Source organism: Petropleomorpha daqingensis, from assembly GCF_013408985.1.
GTDB classification, from domain to species: Bacteria; Actinomycetota; Actinomycetes; order Mycobacteriales; family Geodermatophilaceae; genus Petropleomorpha; species Petropleomorpha daqingensis.
The window spans coordinates 4271527-4294366 of record NZ_JACBZT010000001.1; the positions used below are offsets into that span (position 1 = coordinate 4271527).

The 22840-nt window shown below is 74.8% G+C and carries 20 protein-coding genes; 8 read left to right on the top strand and 12 right to left on the bottom strand.

Annotated elements, in window-relative coordinates:
- Nucleotides 1-22 precede the first annotated feature (22 nt).
- From GGQ55_RS21150 to GGQ55_RS21160, 3 genes are read left to right on the top strand one after another with little or no spacing between them, the layout of a single operon-like run.
- Entirely contained in the window at nt 23-940 is a 918-nt protein-coding gene (locus GGQ55_RS21150) for a DMT family transporter (RefSeq protein ID WP_179720135.1), read from the top strand.
- 9 nt (nt 941-949) lie between these two features.
- The gene (locus tag GGQ55_RS21155) at nt 950-2167 is read left to right on the top strand and encodes an amidohydrolase family protein (RefSeq protein WP_218859367.1); all 1218 of its coding nucleotides are present in this window, start codon (nt 950-952) and stop codon (nt 2165-2167) included.
- The gene (locus tag GGQ55_RS21160; RefSeq protein ID WP_179720137.1) at nt 2164-2709 is read left to right on the top strand and encodes a P-loop nucleotide/nucleoside kinase family protein; all 546 of its coding nucleotides are present in this window, start codon (nt 2164-2166) and stop codon (nt 2707-2709) included. The genes GGQ55_RS21155 and GGQ55_RS21160 overlap by 4 nt, the downstream gene beginning before the upstream one ends.
- Here GGQ55_RS21160 and GGQ55_RS21165 read toward each other — a convergent pair.
- On the bottom strand, nt 2706-3152 hold the full coding sequence (locus GGQ55_RS21165; protein WP_179720139.1) for a pyridoxamine 5'-phosphate oxidase family protein: 447 nt from the start codon (nt 3150-3152) through the stop codon (nt 2706-2708). The genes GGQ55_RS21160 and GGQ55_RS21165 overlap by 4 nt on opposite strands.
- 108 nt (nt 3153-3260) lie before the next feature.
- On the opposite strand from GGQ55_RS21165, the gene GGQ55_RS21170 reads away from it, so the two are divergent.
- The gene (locus GGQ55_RS21170) at nt 3261-4265 is read left to right on the top strand and encodes an Acg family FMN-binding oxidoreductase (protein WP_179720141.1); all 1005 of its coding nucleotides are present in this window, start codon (nt 3261-3263) and stop codon (nt 4263-4265) included.
- Here GGQ55_RS21170 and GGQ55_RS21175 read toward each other — a convergent pair whose 3' ends face one another.
- Nucleotides 4266-5075: a DUF998 domain-containing protein gene (locus GGQ55_RS21175; RefSeq protein ID WP_179720142.1), complete on the bottom strand. Its 810-nt coding sequence runs from the start codon at nt 5073-5075 to the stop codon at nt 4266-4268.
- 88 nt (nt 5076-5163) lie between these two features.
- On the opposite strand from GGQ55_RS21175, the gene GGQ55_RS21180 reads away from it, so the two are divergent.
- On the top strand, nt 5164-6390 hold the full coding sequence (locus GGQ55_RS21180; protein ID WP_179720144.1) for an MFS transporter: 1227 nt from the start codon (nt 5164-5166) through the stop codon (nt 6388-6390).
- A gap of 18 nt (nt 6391-6408) precedes the next feature.
- Here GGQ55_RS21180 and GGQ55_RS21185 read toward each other — a convergent pair whose 3' ends face one another.
- From GGQ55_RS21185 to malQ, 3 genes are read right to left on the bottom strand one after another with little or no spacing between them, the layout of a single operon-like run.
- On the bottom strand, nt 6409-6606 hold the full coding sequence (locus tag GGQ55_RS21185) for a hypothetical protein (RefSeq protein WP_179720146.1): 198 nt from the start codon (nt 6604-6606) through the stop codon (nt 6409-6411).
- Nucleotides 6607-6637: 31 nt separating this feature from the next.
- A complete protein-coding gene (locus tag GGQ55_RS21190; protein WP_366489904.1) occupies nt 6638-6934 on the bottom strand; it encodes a hypothetical protein in 297 nt (98 codons plus the stop codon).
- Nucleotides 6935-6975: 41 nt separating this feature from the next.
- A complete protein-coding gene (malQ, locus tag GGQ55_RS21195) occupies nt 6976-8796 on the bottom strand; it encodes a 4-alpha-glucanotransferase (protein WP_179720148.1) in 1821 nt (606 codons plus the stop codon).
- Nucleotides 8797-8910: 114 nt separating this feature from the next.
- On the opposite strand from malQ, the gene GGQ55_RS21200 reads away from it, so the two are divergent.
- The 3 genes from GGQ55_RS21200 (at nt 8911) to GGQ55_RS21210 (ending at nt 12680) form a co-directional block, all read left to right on the top strand.
- Nucleotides 8911-9306, top strand: coding sequence for a hypothetical protein (locus GGQ55_RS21200; RefSeq protein ID WP_179720150.1), 396 nt, complete (start codon nt 8911-8913; stop codon nt 9304-9306).
- 106 nt (nt 9307-9412) lie between these two features.
- Nucleotides 9413-10945, top strand: a complete 1533-nt coding sequence (locus tag GGQ55_RS21205) for a putative bifunctional diguanylate cyclase/phosphodiesterase (RefSeq protein ID WP_179720152.1) — start codon at nt 9413-9415, stop codon at nt 10943-10945.
- 64 nt (nt 10946-11009) lie between these two features.
- Nucleotides 11010-12680, top strand: a complete 1671-nt coding sequence (locus GGQ55_RS21210; RefSeq protein ID WP_179720154.1) for an alpha-amylase family protein — start codon at nt 11010-11012, stop codon at nt 12678-12680.
- On the opposite strand, the gene GGQ55_RS21215 is transcribed toward GGQ55_RS21210, so the two are convergent.
- Genes GGQ55_RS21215 through sbnA form a run of 7 tightly spaced genes read right to left on the bottom strand, consistent with a single transcriptional unit; the run spans nt 12632 to nt 22606 of the window.
- Complete coding sequence (locus GGQ55_RS21215; RefSeq protein WP_179720156.1) at nt 12632-13270, bottom strand: 4'-phosphopantetheinyl transferase family protein; 639 nt, start codon at nt 13268-13270, stop codon at nt 12632-12634. The two genes, GGQ55_RS21210 and GGQ55_RS21215, sit on opposite strands and share 49 nt — an antisense overlap.
- Complete coding sequence (locus tag GGQ55_RS21220; protein WP_366489907.1) at nt 13267-14418, bottom strand: threonine synthase; 1152 nt, start codon at nt 14416-14418, stop codon at nt 13267-13269. The genes GGQ55_RS21215 and GGQ55_RS21220 overlap by 4 nt, the downstream gene beginning before the upstream one ends.
- 14 nt (nt 14419-14432) lie before the next feature.
- A complete protein-coding gene (sbnB, locus tag GGQ55_RS21225; protein ID WP_179720160.1) occupies nt 14433-15464 on the bottom strand; it encodes a 2,3-diaminopropionate biosynthesis protein SbnB in 1032 nt (343 codons plus the stop codon).
- Nucleotides 15464-16441 carry a TauD/TfdA family dioxygenase gene (locus tag GGQ55_RS21230; RefSeq protein WP_179720162.1) on the bottom strand — a complete coding sequence of 326 codons (978 nt, stop codon included), beginning with the start codon at nt 16439-16441 and terminating at the stop codon, nt 15464-15466. Before GGQ55_RS21230 ends, sbnB begins: the two co-directional genes overlap by 1 nt.
- A 2-nt stretch (nt 16442-16443) precedes the next feature.
- The gene (locus GGQ55_RS21235; RefSeq protein WP_179720164.1) at nt 16444-18906 is read right to left on the bottom strand and encodes a non-ribosomal peptide synthetase; all 2463 of its coding nucleotides are present in this window, start codon (nt 18904-18906) and stop codon (nt 16444-16446) included.
- On the bottom strand, nt 18903-21608 hold the full coding sequence (locus GGQ55_RS21240) for a Pls/PosA family non-ribosomal peptide synthetase (RefSeq protein ID WP_179720166.1): 2706 nt from the start codon (nt 21606-21608) through the stop codon (nt 18903-18905). Before GGQ55_RS21240 ends, GGQ55_RS21235 begins: the two co-directional genes overlap by 4 nt.
- Nucleotides 21605-22606, bottom strand: a complete 1002-nt coding sequence (gene sbnA / locus GGQ55_RS21245; protein ID WP_179720168.1) for a 2,3-diaminopropionate biosynthesis protein SbnA — start codon at nt 22604-22606, stop codon at nt 21605-21607. The genes GGQ55_RS21240 and sbnA overlap by 4 nt, the downstream gene beginning before the upstream one ends.
- Between the last annotated feature and the right edge of the window lie 234 nt (nt 22607-22840).

A 22840-nucleotide genomic window follows, 5' to 3' on the forward strand; every position in this document is an offset into this window, starting at 1 on the left:
GCCCCACCTAGGGTTGCCGATCGTGAGCAGCTCGAAGAACGTCCCCGTCCTGGCCGCCGTCGGTGTCACGATCCTGGCCTGGGCCTCGGCGTTCATCGGCATCCGCGGGGTGCGCGACGACCTCTCGCCCGGTGCGCTGGCGCTGGGCCGGCTGCTCGTCGGCACGCTCATCCTCGGTCTGCTGCTGCTGCTCCGCCGCGGCTGGGTCCGCCCGACCGGTCGCGAGTGGGGGCTGCTCGCCGTCTGCGGCGTCGGCTGGTTCGCGATCTACAACGTCGCGCTCAACGCCGCCGAGCACCACCTCGACGCCGGGACGACGGCGATGCTGGTCAACGTCGGCCCGATCCTGATCGCGGTGTTCGCCGGCCTGTTCCTCGGCGAGGGCTTCCCGCGGTGGCTGGTCATCGGCATCGTCGTCGCCTTCGCCGGCGTCGTGATCATCGGCCTGGCCACCCGCAGCGGGGGAGCGGACCTGGCCGGCGTCCTGCTGTGCCTGCTCGCCGCGCTGACCTACGCGATCGGCGTGGTCGCCCAGAAGGTGGCGCTGCGCCGCCTGCCGCCGCTGCAGGTGACCGCGACGGCGTGCGCGATCGGCACCGTCTGCTGCCTCCCGTGGGCCGGCGCTCTGGTCAGCGACCTCGGTGGCGCGAGCGCCTCCTCGATCGCCGGCATGGTCTACCTCGGCGCCGTCCCCACGGCGATCGCGTTCAGCACCTGGGCGTACGCGCTGTCCCGGATGGACGCCGGCAAGCTCGGCATCACCACCTACCTCGTCCCGCCGCTGGTGATCCTCATGGGCTGGCTGCTGCTCGACGAGGTGCCGCCGGCGCTGGCGTTCGTCGGCGGAGCGGTCTGCCTCGCCGGGGTCGCGGTCTCGCGGCGCAGGGGCCGACCGCGCCGTCCGGTCCCTGTGCCGCTGGAGACCGCCACCACGGCCTGAGCTGCCAGGATGCGCAGCGTGCTGGTGATCACCCAGGCCCGGTTGCGCAGCGGGGACGTCGTCGACGTCCACTGCGCCGACGGGCGGATCACCGCCCTCGTGCCGACCGGCGAGCACGCCGTGCCCGGTGCGGCCACCGTGGTCCCGGCCGACGGCGGGCTGGTCACCGAGCCGTTCGTGGACGCGCACCTCCATCTGGACAAGGTCCGCACGCTGCCGCTGATCGGCGACGAGGCGCTGCGGGCCTACACCGACCGCGGCATGGCCGACTCCGCCGCCGCGATCGACCTGGCCAGCGCGGTGAAGCGGCACTACCGGGTCGAGACGCTGCTGCCCGGCATCCGGCAGGCCCTGGACGACGGCCTGCGCAACGGCGTGCTGCACGTGCAGGCCTTCGCCGACGTCGACACCGCCGCCGGGCTGGTCGGCGTCCAGGCGGTGCTCGCCGCGCGGGAGGAGTTCGCCGGGCGGGTCGACGTCCGGGTCGTCGCCTTTCCGCAGGACGGCGTCCTGCGCGACCCGGGCGCCGCGGACCTGGTCGAGCAGGCCCTCGACCTCGGCGCCGACGCCGTCGGCGGCATCCCGTGGATCGAGGCGACCCCGGCCGAGCAGGCCGAGCACGTCGAGTGGGCGTGCGCGCTGGCGGCCCGCCGCGGCCTGCCGGTGGCGATGCTCACCGACGACGCCCCCGACCCGCGCTTCGACACCACGCGGATGCTCGCCGAGGCGATGCTGCGCCACGACCTGGTCGGCCGCGGGGTCGCCTGCCACGCCCGCGCGCTCGGGCACTACGACGACGAGCGGCTGGCCGCCGTCCTGGACGTGGTGCGCCGAGCGGGGCTCGGGCTGGTCAGCGATCCGCACACCGGCTCGGTGGCGCTGCCGGTGGAGCGGGCGCTGGCCGCCGGGATCCCCGTCGCGCTCGGTCAGGACGACATCGAGGACGCGTACTACCCGTTCGGCCGGCACAACCTGCTCGAGGTGGCCTTCCTCGCCGCGCACCTGCTGGATCTGCGCTCGTCGGCCCAGCAGGAGGTGCTGGTCGACCTGGTGACGACGTCGGCCGCCCGCGTGCTGGGCCTCCGGGACCACGGCCTGCGCCCGGGCGGGCCCGCCGATCTGCTGGTCCATAACGCGACCCGCACGGTCGACCTGCTCGCCCGGCACGAAGCCCCGCGTGTGGTCATCAGAGCGGGCGCGGCCGTACCGACCGGGTTCCCGGGATGAGGCGACCGACGCTGTTCCTGACGGTGGGACTGCCCAGCACGGGGAAGACCACGGCCGCGCGGCGGATCGAGGTCGAGCAGCAGGCGCTGCGCCTGACCAAGGACGAGTGGGTGAAGGCTCTCTACGGCGACGAGAACCCGCCCTCGGCCCAGGACGTCATCGAAGGGCGGCTCGTCGAGATCGGGCTGCGCGCGCTCGAACTCGGCATCGACGTCGTCCTCGACTACGGCCTCTGGAGCCGGGACGAGCGCTCCGCTCTGCGGCAGGCCGCGGCCGACCGCGGCGCGAGGGTGGAGCTGCACTACTTCGAGCTCGGCCCGGCCGAGCAGCGGCGGCGACTCGACCGGCGGCAGGCCGAAGCGCCCCACACGACGTGGCCCATGTCCGACGAGGAACTCGCCGCGTGGGCCGCCCGCTTCGAGATCCCCACCAGCGGTGAGCTCGACGGCAGCGAACCCGTCGACGACCCGCCGGCCGGTTTCGCGACCTGGGACGAGTGGCGCGCCGATCGCTGGCCCTCGTCGGTCTCCCGCCCGGTCTAGAGGTAGGCGCGCTCGTCGACGCCCCACGGCAGCCGCCCGGGCACGATCCGCCGGCCGGTGACCTCCTGCGGGATGATCCGCAGCCAGTTGCCGTGCTCGCCCGGTGCCCAGGGCGCCACCCCGGCCGCGTGCGTGCGGGCCACCAGGTCGGCCCGGTGCTCCGCGCCGACCTCCTCGGCCAGGCCGCGGACCAGCACGCTCCACCCCGACCGCGTCGTCCGGTCGATCTCGTCGACCTCGAAGGTGACGTTGGCGTGCGCGGCCGCCGTCAGCGTGGTGCCCGGGTGCGTGCGGATCACGATCGTCCGGCCGTCCATGCCGTAGTTGACCGGGATGATCAGCGGGAAGTGCTCGGCGTTCACGCCGATCCGCCCGACCTCGTGGGAGGCGAGCAGCTCGTAGCACTCGCCGACATCGATCACGTCCAGGGAGCCGCTCGTCATGTGCCCACCTGATCAGCAGGCGGTAGGACTGCACGCGGGTGTTTCGGCCGGATGCGGTAGGACCAAGGACCTGAGCAGGCAGCGCGACCGGGAAGGCAGGCTGGCACCGTGGCAGACATCGACTGGACGCGGATCGTCACCGCGGCGACGCGGGCTCCCTCCATCCACAACACGCAGCCGTGGCGTTTCGTCGCCGGCCCGGACCGGCTCGACGTCTTCTACGACCGCGAGCGGGCCCTGCCGGTGCTCGACCCGACCCACCGCCAGCAGGTGATGAGCTGCGGCATCGCCGCCGCGTTCGCCGAGGTCGCGCTGCTGGCGTCCGGCGCCGCCGCGACCACGGAGCTCCTGCCCGACCCGGCCGACCAGGACCACCTGGCCACCCTCACGGTGACCGGCGGCGCGGAGGCCGACGACCGGGCCCGTGCCCTGGCCGCGGCGATCGACGAGCGGCACACCGTGCGGGCGGCGTTCGAGCCGCGCGGCGTCCCGGCCGAGCTGCTGGACCGCCTCCAGCGCGCGGCCGAGCGCTACGGGCTCTGGATGAAGGTCGTCGACCGCGAGGAGGAGGAGACCGCGACGGTCTTCCTGCTCTCGCAGGCCGAGGAGATGGAGCAGGGCGACCCGGCGTACGTCAAAGAGCTCGAGAGCTGGATGCGCACCGACCCCGGCGCGGTCGACGGCGTGCCGGTCGAGGCGGTGCCGGAGGGCGATCCCCACGACCGGCCGTCGAACTGGCTGGTGCGCGACTTCGTCGTCGGCGCGCGGGTGCCGCGCATGTTCCGCGCCGCGGGCGACCCGGACGCGCCGCCGCCGGACGTCGAGCGCCCGACCGTCGTCCTGCTGGGCACCGAGAGCGACGACCGCGCGGCCTGGCTGCAGGCCGGCCAGGCGCTGGGCCAGGTGCTGCTGCTGGCGACGGCGGAGGGCCTGGTCGCCTCGCCGCTGACCCAGGCGCTGGACTGGCCGGCCACCCGCACCCGGCTGCGGCAACGGCTCTCGCTGATCGGCCATCCGCAGATGCTGCTGCGCATGGGCTACCCGCCGGCCGGGCTCGCGCCGTCGGTCACCGGCCGCCGGCCGGTCGCGGAGGTGCTGACGACGGAGGGCTGATCAGGGACGGCGCCGGTCCTCGCGCACCGACGGCGCCCACGGGTCCTCGTCGTCCTCGTCCTCGGCCGGCTCGGGGGTGCGGTCGGCCTGCTGCCGCGCGGCGGCCGCCTCCAGCGCCTCGTCGCGCCGCCGGGCCTGCTCCTCCCGCTCGGCGCGCTCCTGCTCGCGCAGCTCCTGGCGGGTCGGGCGGCCGTCGGCGGTCTCGCCGTCCGGGCCGAAGCGCCAGAGGGCGGCGCCGGCGAGCGCCAGCCCGATCGGGATCACGTAGGCCGCGCCGCGCTCCGTGCCGCCCTCGCCGAGCCACTCCACGACGCCGAAGAGGAAGAAGACGGTCAGCGCGGTGCCGATCACGCCGAGCAGCGCGAGCGCCGTCCCGAGCCACTCCGAGCGCGGCCGGACGGCGTAGGCCAGCGCGATCAGCCCGATGTTGCCGCCGACGAAGTGCGCGACGGCACCGATCGAGTGCAGCGTGCCGACCCCGTCGGAGGGGAAGACGCCGACCACCAGCACGCCCAGCCCGGCGAGCACGAGCAGCACCTGCGCCACCCGCTTCGCGCGACCGCGCAGCGCCGGGCCGAGCAGCAGGGCACCACCGATGATCAGCGCCCCCTGGACGACGAACGACAGGTTCATCAGCGTGCGCGCGGGGGAGACCGCGGTGCCCAGGTCGCTGATCACGTCGTCGACCCGCGAGTAGGGCAGCACGTCGGTCCGCGCGGTCCACCGCAGCTGCACGATCGTCTCCACCACGAAGAACTGGAGGGTCAGCAGCCAGAGCAGCGCTCCGAGGCGGAGCCGGTTCGCGGTCACCCCGCCATCGTCCCAGCCGACCGGGACGGCGACGGCGTGCCGCGGTTCACAAGCCTCCGCCCCACCCCGCCGGGCACCGCGGACGAGCATGGGGGACGTGCCGCCCGACCCCCTGCCCGACGGACACCGGGCGGGGGAGCAGGGGTTCCGGCGCGCCTCGCTGGCGATCTTCCTGGCCGGCGTCGCCGTCTTCGCGATGCTCTACGAGACGCAGGTGCTGCTGCCCGAGCTCGCCCGGTCGTTCGGGATCTCCTCGGCCGCCTCCACCCTGGCCGTCTCCGGGGCCACCGCGGGGCTGGCGGTCGGGCTGCTCGTGCTCGGCCCGCTGTCCGACCGGCGCGGGCGGACGGCGATCCTGCACACCGGGCTGATCGCGGCGACCGTGCTCGCCGCCCTGCTGGTCGTCGTCCCGACCTGGCCGGCGCTGCTCGTGCTGCGCGTGCTGCAGGGCTTCGCGCTCGCCGCGCTGCCGGCCGTCGCGGTGGCCTACCTGCGGGAGGAGCTGCACGGGTCGGTCAGCGCGCGGGCGATCGGGCTGTTCGTCAGCGGCAACGCGATCGGCGGGCTGGCCGGGCGGCTGCTCGGCGGCCTGCTGGTCGGTCTCGGCGGGTGGCGCGCGGCGCTGGCCGGCATCGCCGTCCTGGGGATCGCGTGCACCGTCGCCGTCCGGCTGCTGCTGCCGCCGTCCCAGCGGTTCGTGCCGGTGCCGCGGGACCGGCCGGTGGTCCGCCAGCTCGCCGGCGCGTTCACCGATCCGGTGCTGCTCGGCCTCTACGGCATCGCGGCACTGCTCATGGGCGGGTTCGTCGCCGTCTACAACGCGGCGACGTTCCGGCTGGAGGCGCAGCCGTACGCGCTCGCGCCGGCCGTGGCGGGGCTGGTCTTCGTCGCGTACCTGCTGGGCTCGGCGTCGTCCGCGGCGGCGGGGGAGCTGGCCGGGCGGGTGGGCCGCCGCCCGGTCGTGCCGGTGGCGGTCGCGGTCATGGGCGGCGGGATCGTGCTGACCCTCGCCGGGCCGCTGCCGCTGTTCGTCGTGGGGCTCTGCGTGCTCACCATCGGCTTCTTCGCCGCGCACAGCGTGGCCAGCGGCTGGGTCGCGGTGCGCGCGGCCGCCGGTGCGCGGGCCGTCGGGCAGGCCGCCGCGCTCTACTCGTTCTGGTACTACGTCGGGTCGTCGGTCGGCGGCACGCTCGCCGGCCGGGCGTGGGACTCCGCCGGCTGGCCCGCCGTCGTGGTGTTCACCGGCGCACTGGCGGCCGGGGCCCTGGTGCTGTCCGTCGTCCTCGGTCGGACGAAGGCGCTGCAGGCGACCTGAGGGCCCCGGCCGTGCGCGTTACTCGGTGGCCGAGTGCTCCTCGGCGCCGGCCGGGTCCGCGTCGTCCGAGCCGACCATCTGCCGCTCCTGCTCGGTGCGGTGCTCCAGCGCGTCGTCGTTCGGCCGGTCGTAGCCCTTGCCGTGCTGGTGGTGGTCGGGCGGTGCCGACTCGGTGGGCTCCATGACGTCGTCGAGATTCGGTTCCGGTGCGGTCATGCGTTCGGCCATAGCCCGCGCGTCGGCGGAGCTAACGTGGTTCCAGTCGCACGGCGGGCAGCCAGGCCTCGACCAGCCGCGAGCCGGTCGCCCCGACGACGGTGTAGACCACCCGGCCCTGCCAGCCCGCCTCGCCGCGGCGCCATTCGACGAGCAGCCCCGGCCAGGTGCCCGCGGCGTCGGGTGGGTCGTGCACCCAGCAGTGCCGGCCCTCGGTGACGTCGTGCGGCGCGGTCGGTCGGGGCTCCGGCTCCGCCCGGACGCCGGAGTCGGCGGCGCGATCGGCGAGCGAGCGCCCCGACCGCCCCCGGTACATGCCGCCCGCCACCCGAGCAGTCTGGCACGTCGGTCGAACGTCTGTTCGACCGATCAGCCGCGACGCGCCGCGCCGTCCGCGAGGGTGCGGGCCAGGTCCTGCACGAGCGGGTGATCGGGCAGTTCCTCGACGCGCACCGGCAGCGGCAGCGACCAGTTCGGGCGGTCCGTCGTCCCCGGCATGTTGGGTCGGCGCTGCTCGGCGACGGCGTCGTCCAGGGTGGCCGACAGCAGCAGCGACGGTGCCTTGGCCAGCAGTTCGTGCGCCCGGCGGACGGCGTCCTCGGGCGAGGCGTCGTCGGCCAGGCCCGGCAGTTGCTGGACCAGCCCGGCCCGGCCGGCCCTCGCCTCCTCGTCCGTCGCGGTGCCCAGCGACACCTGCTCGTCGGCGTCGGCGCCGGTCCACAGCCCGGCCACCGTCGGCAGGTCGTGCGTGGTGACGGCGGCCATCGCCGCCTCGGGCCACTCCTCGGGCCCGTTCTCCTCGAACCACAGCAGCCGGTAGGAGAGGACGCCGTGCTCGGCCATCGCCTCGCGGACGCCCTCCTCGACGGTGCCGAGGTCCTCGCCCACGACGAGCGCGCCCGCCCGGGCGCTCTCCAGGGCGACGATGTCGAGCAGGTCCTCGGCGGGGTAGCGGACGTAGGCGCCCTCGACCGCGCCGCCGTCGGCCGGCACCCACCACAGCCGGAACAGGCCCATGACGTGGTCGATCCGCAGGCCTCCGGCGCCGGCGATCGTGGCGCGGATGGACTGGATGAACGGCTCGTAGTCGGCGTCGCGCAGCCGCCAGGGGATCAGCGGCGGCGAGCCCCAGTCCTGGCCGTTCGCGTTGAACGCGTCCGGGGGCGCGCCGACGCTCGCGCCCTCGGCGAGGACCTCCTGCCAGGTCCACGCGTCGGCGCCGCCGCCGGCGACGCCGATCGGCAGGTCCTGGATGACGGTGAGCCCGTCGGTCGCCGCGGTCAGCTGCAGTTCCAGCGCCCACTGCAGCCAGGCGTGGAAGGCGATCGCCGCGCCGCGCTGCTCTGCCCACTCGGCGACGCCGGGGGAGTCGGGACGGCGCAGCTCCGGGGGCCAGGCGTGCCAGTCGGCGCCGTGCTCGTCGACGATCGCGGCCCAGGTGGCCCAGTCCTGCAGGGTCGGCCCCTGCTCCTCGCGCCAGCGGACGAAGGCCTCGCCGCCGCCGTGGGACAGGAAGACGGCGTGCAGCGCGGCGCGCTTGCGGGCCCAGATGGCGTCGCGGTCGATGAGCTCGCCGTCGTTGAGGTCGGCGCCGTCCCCGATGTCGACCGTGTCGGCGCCGGGCACCTCGCCGACCCGCAGGTAGATCGGGTTGAGGAACCGCCGGGTGGCCGGCAGGTACGGGCTGGCCTCCTGCTGCGGGATCGGCGCGACCGCGTGCAGGGGGTTGATGAGCAGGAAGCCGGCGCCCTGGGCCTGCGCCATCTTCCGGATCGCGCGCAGGTCGGCCAGGTCGCCGATGCCCCAGCTGCCGGCGCCGCGGACGGCGTAGAGCTGGACCGCCCAGCCCCAGGTCCGCCCGTCGGGCAGCCAGCAGCGGCCGGGGGAGACGATCAGCCGCCGGCGCCGGCCGTCCTCGGTGTGCAGCCAGTGGTAGCCGAGCGGGAAGTCGTCGGGCAGCTCACCGTCGATCCGGCGGACCTCGCCGTCCTCGCAGACGACGTCGACCTCGTCGATCTCGAGCGCGTCGCCGGGGCGGGCGACGATCGGGGCGCGGTCGTCGAGGTCGGCCGGTGGCGAGCCGATGATCTCCCGCAGCCGCTCGAGCGTCGCCGCGGCGACCTCGTGCTCCTCGTCCTTGGCGTCGATCCAGGTGGCGTCGATGCCCCACTCGTCGGTCGTCGGCGTCATGTGGGCCACCTTGCCCCGTGGCCCGGTTCTCACGCGTGACTTCTGCGATCTCGTGGCTGTCCAGCCCCGGATAGCCACGAGATCGCAGAACTCTCTGACAGCGAGACTGTCGGCATGGCGGCTGACATCAGGGACGACGGCTGGCTCAGCATCGGCGGCGGCTTCGAGTCCGTGCCGGACGACCAGGTGCTCAAGTTCATGGACAAGGCCCGCGCTGCGCAGGGTTTGCTCCGCGCGGACGTCGATGTCCAGGCTTGGCGCGAAGTCGCCGGTCTGCAGGTCCTCTACCTGGTGCTCACGCACGTGTCAGGCCTCGCCGAGCTGAACGTCAGCCTCGTCAGCCGTCAGGGCGCGGTCCAGACGGTCGCCGTGGAGTACGACTGGCTCGGTCGGGAGGTCCTTGACGGCGCCGCGGGCGTGTGGCAGATCGTCGGACTGGTCGCCCTCGCGCTCGCCAGCGTGTCCAGCGAGCACGGCATCGAGCTGCCGGTGCTGCCGATCCACGGCTGACGACCTCACCCTTTGGGGTGTCCCCGCGCTCCTCCGGCTGCATCCGGGGATCGCCGACGCCGAAGCCAGGTCGTTCGCCCCCGAGGGAAGGCCCAGCGTGAACGACGTGGTTGCACCGCACGGCCCGCGGGCCGGGTACCGCTCCGCCCTGCTCTGCGCGGCGGCGGCCGTCGTCCTGACCGCCTGCCAGCCGCTGGTGGACGGCGCGCCGAGCCACACGCTGCTGACCGTCGCCGCCGTGCTGACCGCCGCGGGCTCCGCCGACCTCCGCCAGCGCGCCCGCCGGCAGCGCACCGAGCACGAGCTGGAGCACCTGGCCTTCCACGACGGGCTCACCGGGCTGGCCAACCGCGCCCTGTTCACCGACCGGCTCGAGCAGGCGCTGCGCCGGATCGCCCGCAGCGACCGCGACGTCTCGGTGGTCTACATCGACCTCGACGGGTTCAAGAACGTCAACGACAGCCTCGGCCACGCGATGGGCGACAGCCTGATCCGCGAGGTGGCCGCGATCCTCACCGGCGCCGTCCGCACCGAGGACACGCTCGCCCGCCTCGGGGGCGACGAGTTCGCGATCCTCGTCGAGGCGACCCACGGCTCGAACGAGGCGGTGCGCATCGCCGAGCGCGTGCTCGCCGCCCTGCGCCAGCCGCTGGACCTCGGCACCGCCCGGGTGAACGTGAGCGCCAGCGTGGGCATCGCCACCGGCGACATCACCTCGACCGGCAGCTCGCTGCTGCGCGACGCCGACAACGCCATGTACTGGGCCAAGGGCGCCGGCCGCGGCCGCTACGTCGTCTTCAACCCGCAGATGCGCTCGGCCGCCGCCGAGCGGCTGCAGCTGGAGCAGGACCTGTGGGCCGCGCTGCCGGAGGGCCAGTTCCGGCTGGTCTACCAGCCGGTGGTCGACCTGGTCAGCGAGCGCGTCGTCGGCTTCGAGGCGCTGCTGCGCTGGGACCACCCGACGCTCGGCGTCGTCCTGCCGGAGCGGTTCCTGCCGGTCGCCGAGGACATCGGCCTCATCGCCGAGATCGGTGCCTGGGTGCTGCACGAGGCCGCCGCCGCGGCCGCGGGCTGGCAGCGCCAGCACCCCGAGGTCGCGCTGTCGATGGCGGTCAACGTCTCGCCGTCGCAGCTGGGCTCGCCGGACCTGATCCGGCACGTCCGCGAGGCGCTGGTCGACAGCGGCCTGCCGCCGGCGTCGCTGGTGCTCGAGCTGACCGAGTCGGTGCTGGTCCGCGACCCGGTGCTGGCCGCCGAGCGGCTGCGCGAGCTGCGCGCGCTCGGGGTCAAGCTGGCCCTCGACGACTTCGGCACCGGGTACTCGTCGCTGTCCCACCTGCGCCAGTTCGCCGTCGACATCCTCAAGATCGACCGCTCCTTCGTCAGCACCATCGACGACAAGGAGGCCATGCCGGCGATCCTGCGCGGGCTGATCAACCTGGGCCGCACGCTCGACCTGGAGATCGTGGCCGAGGGCATCGAGGAGGAGCTGCAGCGCACGCACCTCCGCGACGGCGGCGCCGGGCTCGCGCAGGGCTACCTGTTCGCCGCGCCGCTGGAGCAGGCCGACGCCGGGCTGCTGCTGCTCGGCCAGGCCGACTCGCCCGCAGGCGAGGACGCCGCCGCACCGCTCGCGTAACCGCCAGAAGGGCGCAGTTGGCGACCGTGGTGCGGAGAACGGCGGTTCCCGGTAGGCAGACCGCATGCGGATCACCGACACGTCGGACCTGTGGTGGAAGACGGCGGTCGTCTACTGCCTCGACGTCCAGACCTTCATGGACTGGGACGACGACGGGATGGGCGACTTCACCGGCCTCGCGCAGCGGATGGACTACCTGCACGACCTCGGCATCACGTGCCTGTGGCTGATGCCCTTCTACCCGACCGGCGACCGCGACGACGGCTACGACATCACCGACTTCTTCGGCGTCGATCCACGGCTGGGCACCCACGGTGACCTGGTCGAGGTGATCCGGACGGCGAACGACCGCGGCATCCGGGTCATCGCCGACCTCGTCGTGAACCACACCTCGATCCAGCACCCGTGGTTCCGCTCGGCCCGCCGCAGCAAGGACGCGCCGTTCCACGACTTCTACGTCTGGCGCAGCGACGAGCCACCGGACACCAGCGACCAGGTCGTGTTCCCGGACGCGGAGAACAGCATCTGGGAGTTCAACGAGCCGACCGGGGAGTGGTACCTGCACCACTTCTACAAGGAGCAGCCCGACCTCGACGTCACCAACCCGAAGGTGCGGGACGAGGTCGCCAAGGTCATGGGCTTCTGGCTGCAGATGGGCCTGTCCGGCTTCCGCATGGACGCCGTCCCGTTCTTCCTCGACACCGTCGGCGGCGACCAGAAGGACTTCCCGGACCCGCACGAGTTCATGAGAGCGCTGCGGGCGTTCCTCGGCCGGCGGGTGCACGGCGGTGTGATCCTCGGCGAGGTGAACCTGCCGCACGCCCAGCAGGCGGTGTTCTTCGGCGGTCCCGAGGGCGACGAGCTGACCATGCAGTTCGACTTCCTCGCCATGCAGGCGCTCTACCTGTCGATGGCCCGCGCGGACGCCGGACCCCTGGCGAAGGCACTGCTCGACCGGCCCGAGGTCTCGCCGGACAACCAGTGGGCGACGTTCGTGCGCAACCACGACGAGCTGACGCTGGACAAGCTCAGCGACGAGGAGCGGGCCGAGGTCTTCGCCGCGTTCGGGCCGGATCCGTCGATGCAGGTCTACGGCCGCGGGCTGCGCCGCCGCCTGCCACCGATGCTGGACGGCGACCCGCGGCGGCTCCGGATGGTCTACAGCCTGCTGTTCTCGCTGCCCGGCACCCCGGTGCTCTTCTACGGCGAGGAGATCGGGATGGGCGAGAACCCCGAGCTCGAGGGCCGCATGGCGGTGCGGACGCCGATGCAGTGGACCGACGGTCCCAACGGCGGGTTCTCCCAGGCGCCCCCGCGAAAACTGCGCCGGCCGCTGACCACCGGCGGGTACGGGCCCGAGTTCGTCAACGTGGCCGACCAGCGCCGCGACCCCGAGTCGCTGCTGTCGTTCATGAAGCTGCTCATCCGCCGCTACCGGGAGTGCCCGGAGCTGGGCTGGGGCGGGTTCGAGGTGCTCGACCAGCCGCACGCCTCGGTGCTCGCCCACCTGTGCCGCTGGGAGGACGGCGCGATGGTCGCCGTCCACAACCTCGGCCCGGAGCCGCAGACGGTGCCGCTGACCCTGGAGGGCTGCGACAGCAGCCACCGCCTGGAGGACCTGCTGCAGGAGCGCAGCACCCCCCTGGACGAGAAGGGTCGGGCGGAGCTCGCGCTGGAGGGCTACGGCTACCGGTGGCTGCGCGTGGTCGCCGAGGGCAGCCGCCGGCTGCTCTGAGCCAGCAGCCCGGCGGCGTCGTGGGTGTGCACGCGCACCGGGCCGCTGCCCAGCACCGCCAGCGCCGCGGCGAACCCGGCCGGTGCCGGCAGGTCGACCAGCGCGACCCGCGCCGGCGCCGCCTCGCCGCCCAGCCCCTGCCCGGTCGCCTTCGCGACCGCCTCGGCGCGCACCCATGCGCGGGCGAGCGCCTCGGGCCCGGCCGCGTGCCCCGGGAGGACCGCGGCGAGGTCCGGCGTGCACCGGGCCACCGCCTCGACGTCCACGCCGACCGCGCGGGCCGCGTGCACCGCGACCACGACGACGTCGTCGGCGTGCGACACCGAGAACTGCGGGCCGCCGGCCACCCGGGGCTTGCCGTGCGGCGCCCCGCACTCGGGGCAGGTGCGGTCGATCGGCACCTCGGCCGGGGCCACCCCGAGCGCGGTGCCGAGCAGCGACCGTGCCACCGCGGTCGCCACCGTCGTCCGCCGCCGGTCGCCGTCCTGCCGCAGCCGGGCCCGGCGGGCCAGGTCGTCGGCTGCCAGCAGGCCGTCGAGCGCGGGCGAGGCGTCGGAGGTCCGGGCCCACCAGACCTGGCAGGTGCTCATCGCGGGGCCAGCGCGCGCTCGACGTCGTCCAGGGTCGCCGCGACGGGCACCTCGGCCGGCCCCCCGGGGTCGCCGGTGGGCGCAACACCGCGTCCGGTGACCAGGAGGACCACCGTCTCCGCCGCGTCGAGGAGCCCGCCGTCCAGCGCCGCGCCGACGGCGGCCAGCGATGCCGCGCCCGCCGGCTCGGCCGGCACCCCCGCCCGCGACGCCAGCGTCCCGACGGCCCGGCGCAGGACGTCGTCCGGCACCGCCACCATGCCGCCGCCGCTGCGCCCCACCGCGTCCAGCACCGCCGGGCCCGTGGCCGGGCGGAGCACGGCGATGCCGTCGGCGACCGTCCCGCCCGGGTCCAGCTGCTCGGTCGCGGCCGGCTCGCCGAGCCACGCGCGGACCAGCGGCGAGCAGGACTGCGCCTGCACCCCGACCAGCCGCGGCACCCGCTCGGTCAGCCCGCAGCGCCGCAGCTCCTCGAAGCCCTTGCCGAGCGCGACGAGGGTGGGGCCGTCGCCGACCGGCGCGACCACGACATCCGGCAGCTCCCGGCCCAGCTGCTCCCACACCTCGAACGCCACCGTCTTCTTCGCCTCCAGGGTCGCCGGGACGACGCCGGTGTTGCGGTCCAGCCAGCCGAACGCGGCCGCGGCGGTGCGGGAGAGGTCGACCGCGGCCGCGTAGCCGTCCGGGACGGCGAACACGCGGGCCCCCGCCCGGGTCATCAGCGCGAGCTTCTCCCGGCGACAGCCGGTCGAGACGAAGATGACCGCCCGCAGACCCGCGGCGGCGGCGCCGAACGCGGTCGCCACCGCCGCGTTCCCGGTGGAGGCGGTGGTGACCGTGCCGATGCCCCGCCGCAGCCCGTCCTCGATCACCAGCGCGGTGGCGCGGTCCTTGTTGGACCCGGTCGGGTGCCGGGTCTCGTCCTTGAGCCACACGGCCGGAAGGCCGAGCGCGGCGCGCAGCGCGGGCGCAGCCAGCAGCGGGGTGCCCCCCACCGGCAACGGGTAGCGGACCGGCCCGGGGTCCAGCGGCAGCAGGTCGCGGTAGCGCCACATGCCCGACGGGTCCGGTGGGCCGTCGGGGACGAGGTCCGGACCGTAGGCGTACTCGAGCCACGTCACGCCGGCCCGCTCGACCCTGCCGGTCACGGTGCCCACGTCGCTCACCCGTGCCGGCGCAGCTCGGAGAAGAAGTCCTCGACCACGCGCAGCTCGCCGGCACCGGCCACCGCGTCGTAGACGAACCGGCCGACCGCGAGGTCCAGCACCCCGAGGCCGAACGGGGAGAACACCACGGTCGCGTCGGGCGGGATGGTGACCCGGCCGGACAGGACGTCGTCCAGCGTGCCCGCGACGAAGTCCCGGGAGCCGGTGAGCTGCTCGGCCAGGTGCGGTGAGGTGCCGGCCGTGAGGCAGTGCTCGACGTCGTCGACCACGTTCACCGCGTCGAGCAGCACCTCCGGCGCGAGGTCCCGCAGCGACAGGTGCAGCACCAGCGGCCCGTGCGCGAACCACGACCGGTCGTGCACGTGCGGCCGGGCGGCGACGGTGGCGAACACGACCAGATCGCTGCCGCGGATCAGGTCGCCGGCCTCCTCGTGCACCGTGACCGCGGCCGCGGTGCCGCTGCGCGCCAGGTACGCGCGGAAGCCGGCCGCGCTGCCCGGGTCGAGGTCGTGCACGCCGACCTCGTCGAACGACCAGCCGGTGCCGACCAGGAACGTGTGCACGTACCGGGCGATCAGCCCGGTGCCCACGAACCCGACCCGGGCCGGCCGGGGCCGCGAGCGGCTCAGCCAGTCGGCCGCGGCCGCCGCCGAGGCCGCCGTCCGGGTCGCGCTGATGACCGAGCTCTCCAGGCACGCGACCGGGTACCCGGTGTCGTGGTCGTTGAGGATCAGCACCGCCGAGGCGCGGGGCAGCCCGGCGGCCACGTTGTCGGGGAAGCTGGAGATCCACTTGATCCCGTCCACCGCCCTCGCCCCGCCCAGCGAGGCCGGCAGCGCGATCGCCCGGGCGGTGGGCCGGTCGGGGAAGCGCAGGAAGTACGACGGCGGGTTCACCGTCCCGCCGGCACCGTGCAGCCGGTAGGTGGCCTCGACCAGCTCGACGAGCTCCTTCTCGCGCCCGGCGAGCACCGCCTGCACCTGCGCGCCGGGGACGACGGCGAAGGCCGGGACGCCGACCCCGGTCACTACTGCGCTCCCGCATCGAGGCGCACCGGGTCGGCCAGGCCGGCCACGACGTCTCGGGCGCCGGTGTAGGCCTCGCGGTCGTGCGCGGTGCGGATGTTGTCGACGAGCAGCAGGTCCCCGTCCTGCCACGGCTCCCGGAGCGTGTGCGCCGCGTAGACCTCGTTGAGCAGCGCGACGACGTCCGCCCCGATCGGGTCGCCACCCCCGAACCGGGTGGTGAACGGCAGCCGCTCGGGCCCGTAGACGTCGACGAGGTACTCGCGGATCTCGGGATCGAGGGTGTGCTCGTTGAGGAAGGCGACCTGGTTGAACCAGCAGCGCCGGCCGGTGACCGGGTGCGGCAGCACGGCCCGGCGCCGCTGCCGGGTGTGCAGCCCGCCGTCCGGCAGCCACTCGGGGGTGATCGCGGCGGCGGCGCAGTACCGCTCCACCGCGGCCCGGTCGCCGGTGCCGAACGCCTGCGGCCACGGCTCGCCGATCTCCTCGGTGTAGGTGCGCACCAGCAGCCAGCCCTCGTGCTCGAACCGCGCCACCAGGTCGGCCGGCAGGGCGGCCAGCACGGTGGGACCGTCGGCGACCCCTGTCGACCCGCCCCGCTCCGGTGCGTGCAGGCAGGCGAACAACAGCAGCGAGGGCACCTCGAGCCGGTAGCTCAGCTCGTGGTGCATGCACATGGGCTGGTTCGCCGGCCACGGCGTCGACGACCAGACGCCGTCGGCGCGCGGCTGCCGGGGCGCGAACGCCTCCTGCTCGCCGGTCAGGCCGTCGGTGACCGCCCGGATCACCGCGCCGCACTCCTCGGCCGTGCGCAGGCCCAGCCCGCGCACCAGCACGGCGCCGTGCTCCGCGACGAGGGCGCGCAGCGCGTCGCGGGCGTTCGTGGCCCACGTGGCGAGGTCCCCGTCGGGTCGGGCGGGCAGCACCGCCGGCCGGCCGGGGGTGAGGACGACGTCGGGGAGCGCCGTGTCGGGCAGCATCGTCAGCTCCTTCCGGACAGGAGTGCCGCCTGGTCGGCGAGCACGGGGACGGCGAGCACCTCGGGCAGCGAGAGGGCGCGGTCCAGCGCGACGGCGAGCTTGACCGCCGACAGCGAGGTCCCGCCGAGGTCGACGAACGAGTCGTGCCGGCCGATCTGCTCCGCCGGGACGCCGAGCACGGCCGCCCACGCGGCCGCCAGCCGCCGTTCCTCCGGGGTGGCCGGTGGCGCGGAGCGCTCCGCGACCCCGCCGTCCGCCGCCGCGGCCGCTGCCGCGAGCGCGGTCCGGTCGACCTTGCCGTTCCCGGTCAGCGGCAGCCGGTCCCACCAGAGGAACGCCGACGGCAGCATGTACTCCGGCAGCACCCGGGCCAGCGCGGTCCTCAGCCGGTCGGCCGGCAGCGGCGCGGGGCCGGCGCAGCAGGCGACCAGGGCCCGGTTGCCGTCGGGCCGGTCGGCGACCACGACGGCGCCGTCCCGGATCCCGTCGATCCGCAGCAGCGCGCTCTCGATCTCCCCGATCTCGATGCGGAAGCCGCGCACCTTGACCTGGGTGTCGCGGCGCCCCAGGAACTCCAGCGTGCCGTCGGGCAGCCATCGGCCCGAGTCGCCGGTGCGGCAGACCCGCTGTCCCGGCCGGTGCGGGTCGGGCCCGAAGACGGCCGCGGTGCGCGCCGGGTCGTGGACGTAGCCGCGGCCGACGCAGACGCCGGAGAACGCGATCAGCCCCGGGGCGCCGAGCGGCACCGGCTCGCCGTGCTCGTCGACGACGTCCACGGAGGTGTTCGGGATCGGCCGGCCGAGCGGGACGCGGCCGTCGTCGCGCGGGCCGTGCAGCACCAGGTGGACGGCGTCGTCGGAGGTCTCGGTCAGCCCGTAGGTGTTGACCAGCGGGATGCCCGGCTGCGCGGCGAACCAGCGCTCGACCAGCTCCCGCTTGAGCAGGTCGCCGGTCGGCGACACGTGGTGCAGGTCGGGCAGCGCGCGCGGGTGCTGCTCCAGGTAGGACAGGACGACGTCCAGGTAGGAGGGCACGACCTGCAGCACACCGGCGCGGTGCTCGACGAGCGTGTCGACCAGCCGCTCGGCGTCCAGGATCGTCTCCTGCTCGACCAGCAGGGTGCGGCCGCCCACCAGCAGGGCGCCGACCAGCTGCCACACCGAGATGTCGAAGCACTGCGGGCCGGTCTGCGGCACGACCTCGCCCTCGCCGATGCCCAGGTCGTCGAGCTTCGCCAGGACGTGGTTGAGCATCCCGGCGTGCTCGCACAGCACGCCCTTGGGCTCGCCGGTCGAACCGGACGTGAACAGCACGTAGGCCAGCTGGTCGGCGCCGACCGGCAGGCCGAGGTCCCCGTCGGGGTGGTCCTCGCCGAGCAGGTCGGCGAGCAGCACGCGGTGGCCGGGGAGTCCCGCCAGGGCCGCATCGACCACCCCGGTGCACCCCGGCTCGGTGAGGACGAGCCGCACGTCGGCGCGGGTGAGGGCGGCGGCGATCCGGCCGGCCGGGAAGTGCGGCTCCAACGGCAGGTACGCGGCGCCGGCCTTCCAGATGCCGAGGACGGCGGTCATCCAGTCCAGGTCGCGCTCGGCGACCACCGCGACGATCTCCTCCCGCCGCACGCCGCGGGCGAGCAGGCCGCGGGCCAGCCGGTTGGCACGCGCGTTGAGCTCCCGGTAGGTGAGCGACCGGCCGCGGTGCACGGCGGCGACCGCGTCGGGGTGGATCGCCGCGCGCTCCTCGAACAGCTCGTGCACCCGGCGGTCGGGCAGCCGCCGGGCGCGGCCGGCCAGGCCGTCGAGCTGGAGGCGGCGCTCGTCGGCCGACAGCAGCGGGGTCCGGCGGGGATCGGCATCCGGGGCGGTGCAGAGGGCGGTGAGCGCGGCGCGGTGGTAGCCGGCCACGCGGGCGGCGCCGGCGGCGTCCACCGCGTCCTTGCGGTGCCGCACCTCGACGGCGAGGCCGGTGCCGCGGCGGCGGAACGAGATCGCGAGCAGGGTGCCCGGCGGCAGCCCGCGCCCGCCGCCGTCCGGGTCGACGGCCACCTCGACCAGGGGTGGCAGCCCGAGCTCGGCCCGCAGCTCCTCGACCGGGAACCCGGCGTGCGCCCTCACCGCGGCCGCGGCCCGCTCGGCCGCGGCGGCCAGCTCCCGCCACGAGGCGCCGGTGGCGGCGATCCGGCAGGGGAGGGCCGACCCGTCGAGCAGGAGCCCGGGAACGACCTCGCCCTCCCCGGCCAGCGCGGCGAGCACGCGGGCGTGCGCGGCGAGGAGCAGCGCCGACACCGGCACGCCCAGCGCGGCGGCGACGCCGGGCAGCCGCTGCACGACGGCCCGCGGCACGGGGACCTCGACCGCACCCGTGCCGGGAACCGGCGCGACGGTCCACCGCGGCACGGCGGTCGCTGCGCCGGCGAGGAGCACCTCGCGCCAGAACTCCCGGTCGGTGTCGGCGAGCACGGTCATCGCAGGGCTCCCGGCCGCAACGCGCGGACGTCACGGGCGGGGTTGCCGGCCCACGAGGCGCCCGCCGGCACCTCCTCGCCCTTCATGAGGAAGGCGTCCGGTCCCAGCTCGGCGTCGTCCTCCATCGTGACGCCGTAGTGGACGAGCGCGGCCACGCCGATCGTGCAGCCCGAGCCCACCGACGTCCGGTCGGACTTGAAGGTGAAGTCCTCCTGCGAGTGGCACTGGATGAACGACCCGGCGTTGAGCGTCACGTCGTCGCCGATCGTGACGAGGTTCTTCTCCGACATGCCGCAGCCGTCGTCGAACAGCCGCCGGCCCAGGCGCACGCCGACCAGACGCCAGAACCACGACTGCACCGGGGTGCCGACGAACACCGCGTTCAGGCCCGGACCGGACTGCATCTTGAAGAACCGCTCGGCCCGCCAGAACCCGACCTCGTAGATCGAGCAGTACGTCGGCCGCATCCCGCGGAAGCCGGTGGCGGCGCGCTCCACCAGCGAGACGTGCAGCACGGTGAACAGCAGGACGGCGACCTCGCTCGCGGCCAGCGCCACCGCGCCGAGCGATGCGTACAGGTCGGCGGCGAGCAGGCCGAAGAGGGTGACGCCGAACGCGTACACCCACTTGGCGGCCAGCCAGGCGGCCATCGTCCGGCCGTTGTGCCGGTTCTTCGCCGCCAGCCGGCGGTGGAACTCCTCGCCCTCCATCAGGTGGTTGAACCGGCTGTCCCGGGCGACGGTGCGGGGGATCTCGAAGCTCGGTGACCCGAGCAGCCCCACGCCCTCGCGGACCGGCCCGTCGATCGGCACCAGGACCTTGGTGGCCAGCAGGACGTCCTCGCCGGTCCGCGCCCGCGGCGGGTAGACGATGTCGTTGCCGAGGAAGCTCTGGGCGCCGATCGTCGTCCGGGAGACCCGGAAGGAGGTGCTCGTGTAGTCGGCGTTGAGGAAGGTCAGCCCGCTGGCGATGACCGTGCCGCGGCCGACCGCGCACTCGTACGGGTTCTCGTGCCGCAGTTCCGAGCCGAAGTTCGAGCCGGTCTGCAGCAGCGGGCGCAGCCGGTAGCCGATCCAGCGCAGGTAGTGGACCACCGACGAGCTGTCGCCGAAGAACTCGACGAAGAACCGCCGGTTGGTCAACCGCGTGATCGCCCGGTGCGCGGAGTAGTGGATGCCGTGGAGCGGGTACACCCGCCCGGGCCGCACGAGGACGCGCAGCAGGCGGGCCCCGACGACCGCTCCGACGGCGCTCAGCGCCATCGAGCCGAGGAACACCACGGCCGACGACACCAGCACGATGCCGAAGAACCCCGGGTCGCTCAGCGCCCGCGACCCCGGCTCCAGCAGCACGTTCAGCGACGGAACGGCGGTGAGCAGCAGCGCGATGCCGCCCGAGACGACGGGCACGTAGACGAGGAACCACAGGACGGCCTGCAGCGCGGTGATGACGCCGGCGTGGCCGCGGCGCGCGTCCTCCGGTCCCAGAGCGCGGTAGTCGGCCGTCGCCGGCCGCGCGGGTGAGCCGTGCCAGGTCTGCCCCGCCGGCACGCGCTGCCCCTCGTGCAGCGACGACGCGTGGCCGAGCTGGGCCCCGTCGCCCATGACCGTGCCGATGTCGAGCACCGAGCGCTCGCCCACGTACACGTCCCGCCCGAGCTCGACCCGGCCCGTTTCGATCCAGCCGGCCCGGGCGCGGTAGCCGTTGAGGAAGGTCTGGTTGCGGACCACCGTGCCGTCGCCGAGGGCGACCAGGTCGGTGCAGATCGGTACGTGCCGGGTCAGCACGACCACCCCGCGCCCGACCCGGGCCCCCAGAGCCCGCAGGTACAGGCTGAAGACCGGGGTCCCGGCGAACAGGGCCAGCGGGTTGAGCAGCACCAGGGTCTTGACCGTCCAGAAGCGCAGGTAGCCGAGACCCCAGATCCGGACCCGGCCCGGCTTCCACCGGCCGACCAGCACCCACTTGGCCGCGATCGGCACCAGGCAGGCCGCCAGGAAGCCCAGCCCGCCGGCGACGACCGCGCGCAGGTAGTCGTCGACGAACCCGCCACCGGCGAAGATCCAGTCGAAGCCGCGCTGCAGCACGACGGCCACCCCGTAGGCGTAGCCGCAGATCAGCAGCACCTGCAGGACCCCGCAGAGCACGTACCGGCCGGTGGTGGCCCGCGCGGCCGGCACCGACGGCGGCCGGCCGACGGGGGCCGGTGCGTCGGCGACCGCGACGGCGTCGGCCAGGGTGCGCACGGTCGGGTACCGGTAGACGTCCGTGATCGCGACCGGCGGCAGGCCGCCGGCCTTGCGGACGCGGGCGCAGAACCGCGTCATGAGCATCGAGTCGGCGCCGAGGTCGTCGAAGAAGTTCTGGTCCGGACCGACGGAGCCGGTGCCCAGGACCTCGGCGAGCAGGCCGGCGAACCGGGCCTGCACCCGGGCCGGTCCGTCGTCGACGAGGGTGCCGGCGAGGGCGCGGACCGAGGGGGTGGCGTAGACGTCGGTAATCGCGACCGCGGGCAGGTCCGGCCGCTTGCGCACCCGGGCGCAGAACCGGGCCATGAGCATCGAGTCGGCGCCGAGGTCGTCGAAGAAGTGCTGCTCGACGCCGATCTCCTCGACCGACAGGACGTCGGCCAGCACCTCGGCGAGGCCGCGCTCGACCGCGGTCGCCGGGGCGGCGGGCGGGGCCACGACGTCGGCGGTCACCGGACCAGCACCTCGGTCGCGGCGGACCGGCGCTCGGCATGCGCGGGCACCAGCACGTCGGCGCCGTAGCGGTCCGCCACCCACGACGGCTGGTAGACGGTGTCCAGGTACCGCTCGCCCAGGTCCGGGGCGATCGCCACCGCGGTGACGTCGTCCCCGTCGTGCCGGGCGAGCCAGCCCATCGCCCCGCTGACCACCGTGCCGGTCGAGCCGCCGAACAGGAAGCCGTGCCGCGCCATCCGGTGGCAGGCGCGGATGGTGTCGGGCTCCTCGACCCAGACCACCTCGTCGACGTAGCTCTCGTCGAGCATCGGCGGCCGGACGGCGGTGCCGAGCCCCGGGATCAACCGGCGCGCGGGCGGCCGGCCGAAGGTCACCGAGCCGACGGCGTCGACGGCGACCACGCGCACCGGCCGGTGCCACTCGCGGAACCATCGCGCGCAGCCCATGAGCGTGCCGGTGGTGCCGGCCCCGACGAAGAGCACGTCCAGCCGCGGAAACGAGCGGGCGATCGCCGGGGCGGTGCGCCGGTAGTGCGCCCGCCAGTTGCCCGCGTTCGTGTACTGGTTGAGCCAGACGTAGCGCTCGTCGGAGGCCACGAGCGCGCGGACGTGGTCCAGCCGCGCTCCGAGCAGCCCGCCGGTCTCGGCCGGCTCGGTGACGACGTGCACCTGGCTGCCCAGCGCCTCCATGAGGCGGCGGGTCGAGGTGTTGCACCGGGAGTCGGTGACGCAGACGAAGCGGTAGCCCTTGCTCGCCGCCAGCATGCTCAGCGCGACGCCGAGGTTGCCGGAGGAGGACTCGACGAGGATCGAGTCGGGGGTCAGCGCGCCCTCGCGCTCGGCGCCCTCGACCATCTCGGTCGCGGCCTTGAGCTTGATCGAGCCGGCGAAGTTGAACCCCTCGCACTTGAGGAACAGCTGGTGGGCGAAGACGGTGCGCAGGTCGACGAACAGGTCGTCCTCGTCGAAGGCCTGCGGAGTCGAGATGACCGGCACGACGCCTCCCTCACCGGGGCCCGTGGTCGGCTCTGCGGTGCTCAGGGCGCACGGCGGGTGGGGTGGTGGAGCGACGTCGATCGGCGCTGATCGGGCTCATGGCGGGTTCCTGTCTGCTCAGGGCATGCCGTTTCTGCCTGGCCGGGGGCGAGGGGCCTCTCGGGCCGGGCGGCAGGGAACCTGCGTGTCTGATCGCTCCCCGACAGCGGCCCCCATGGCCCTCAGCACGAGTGC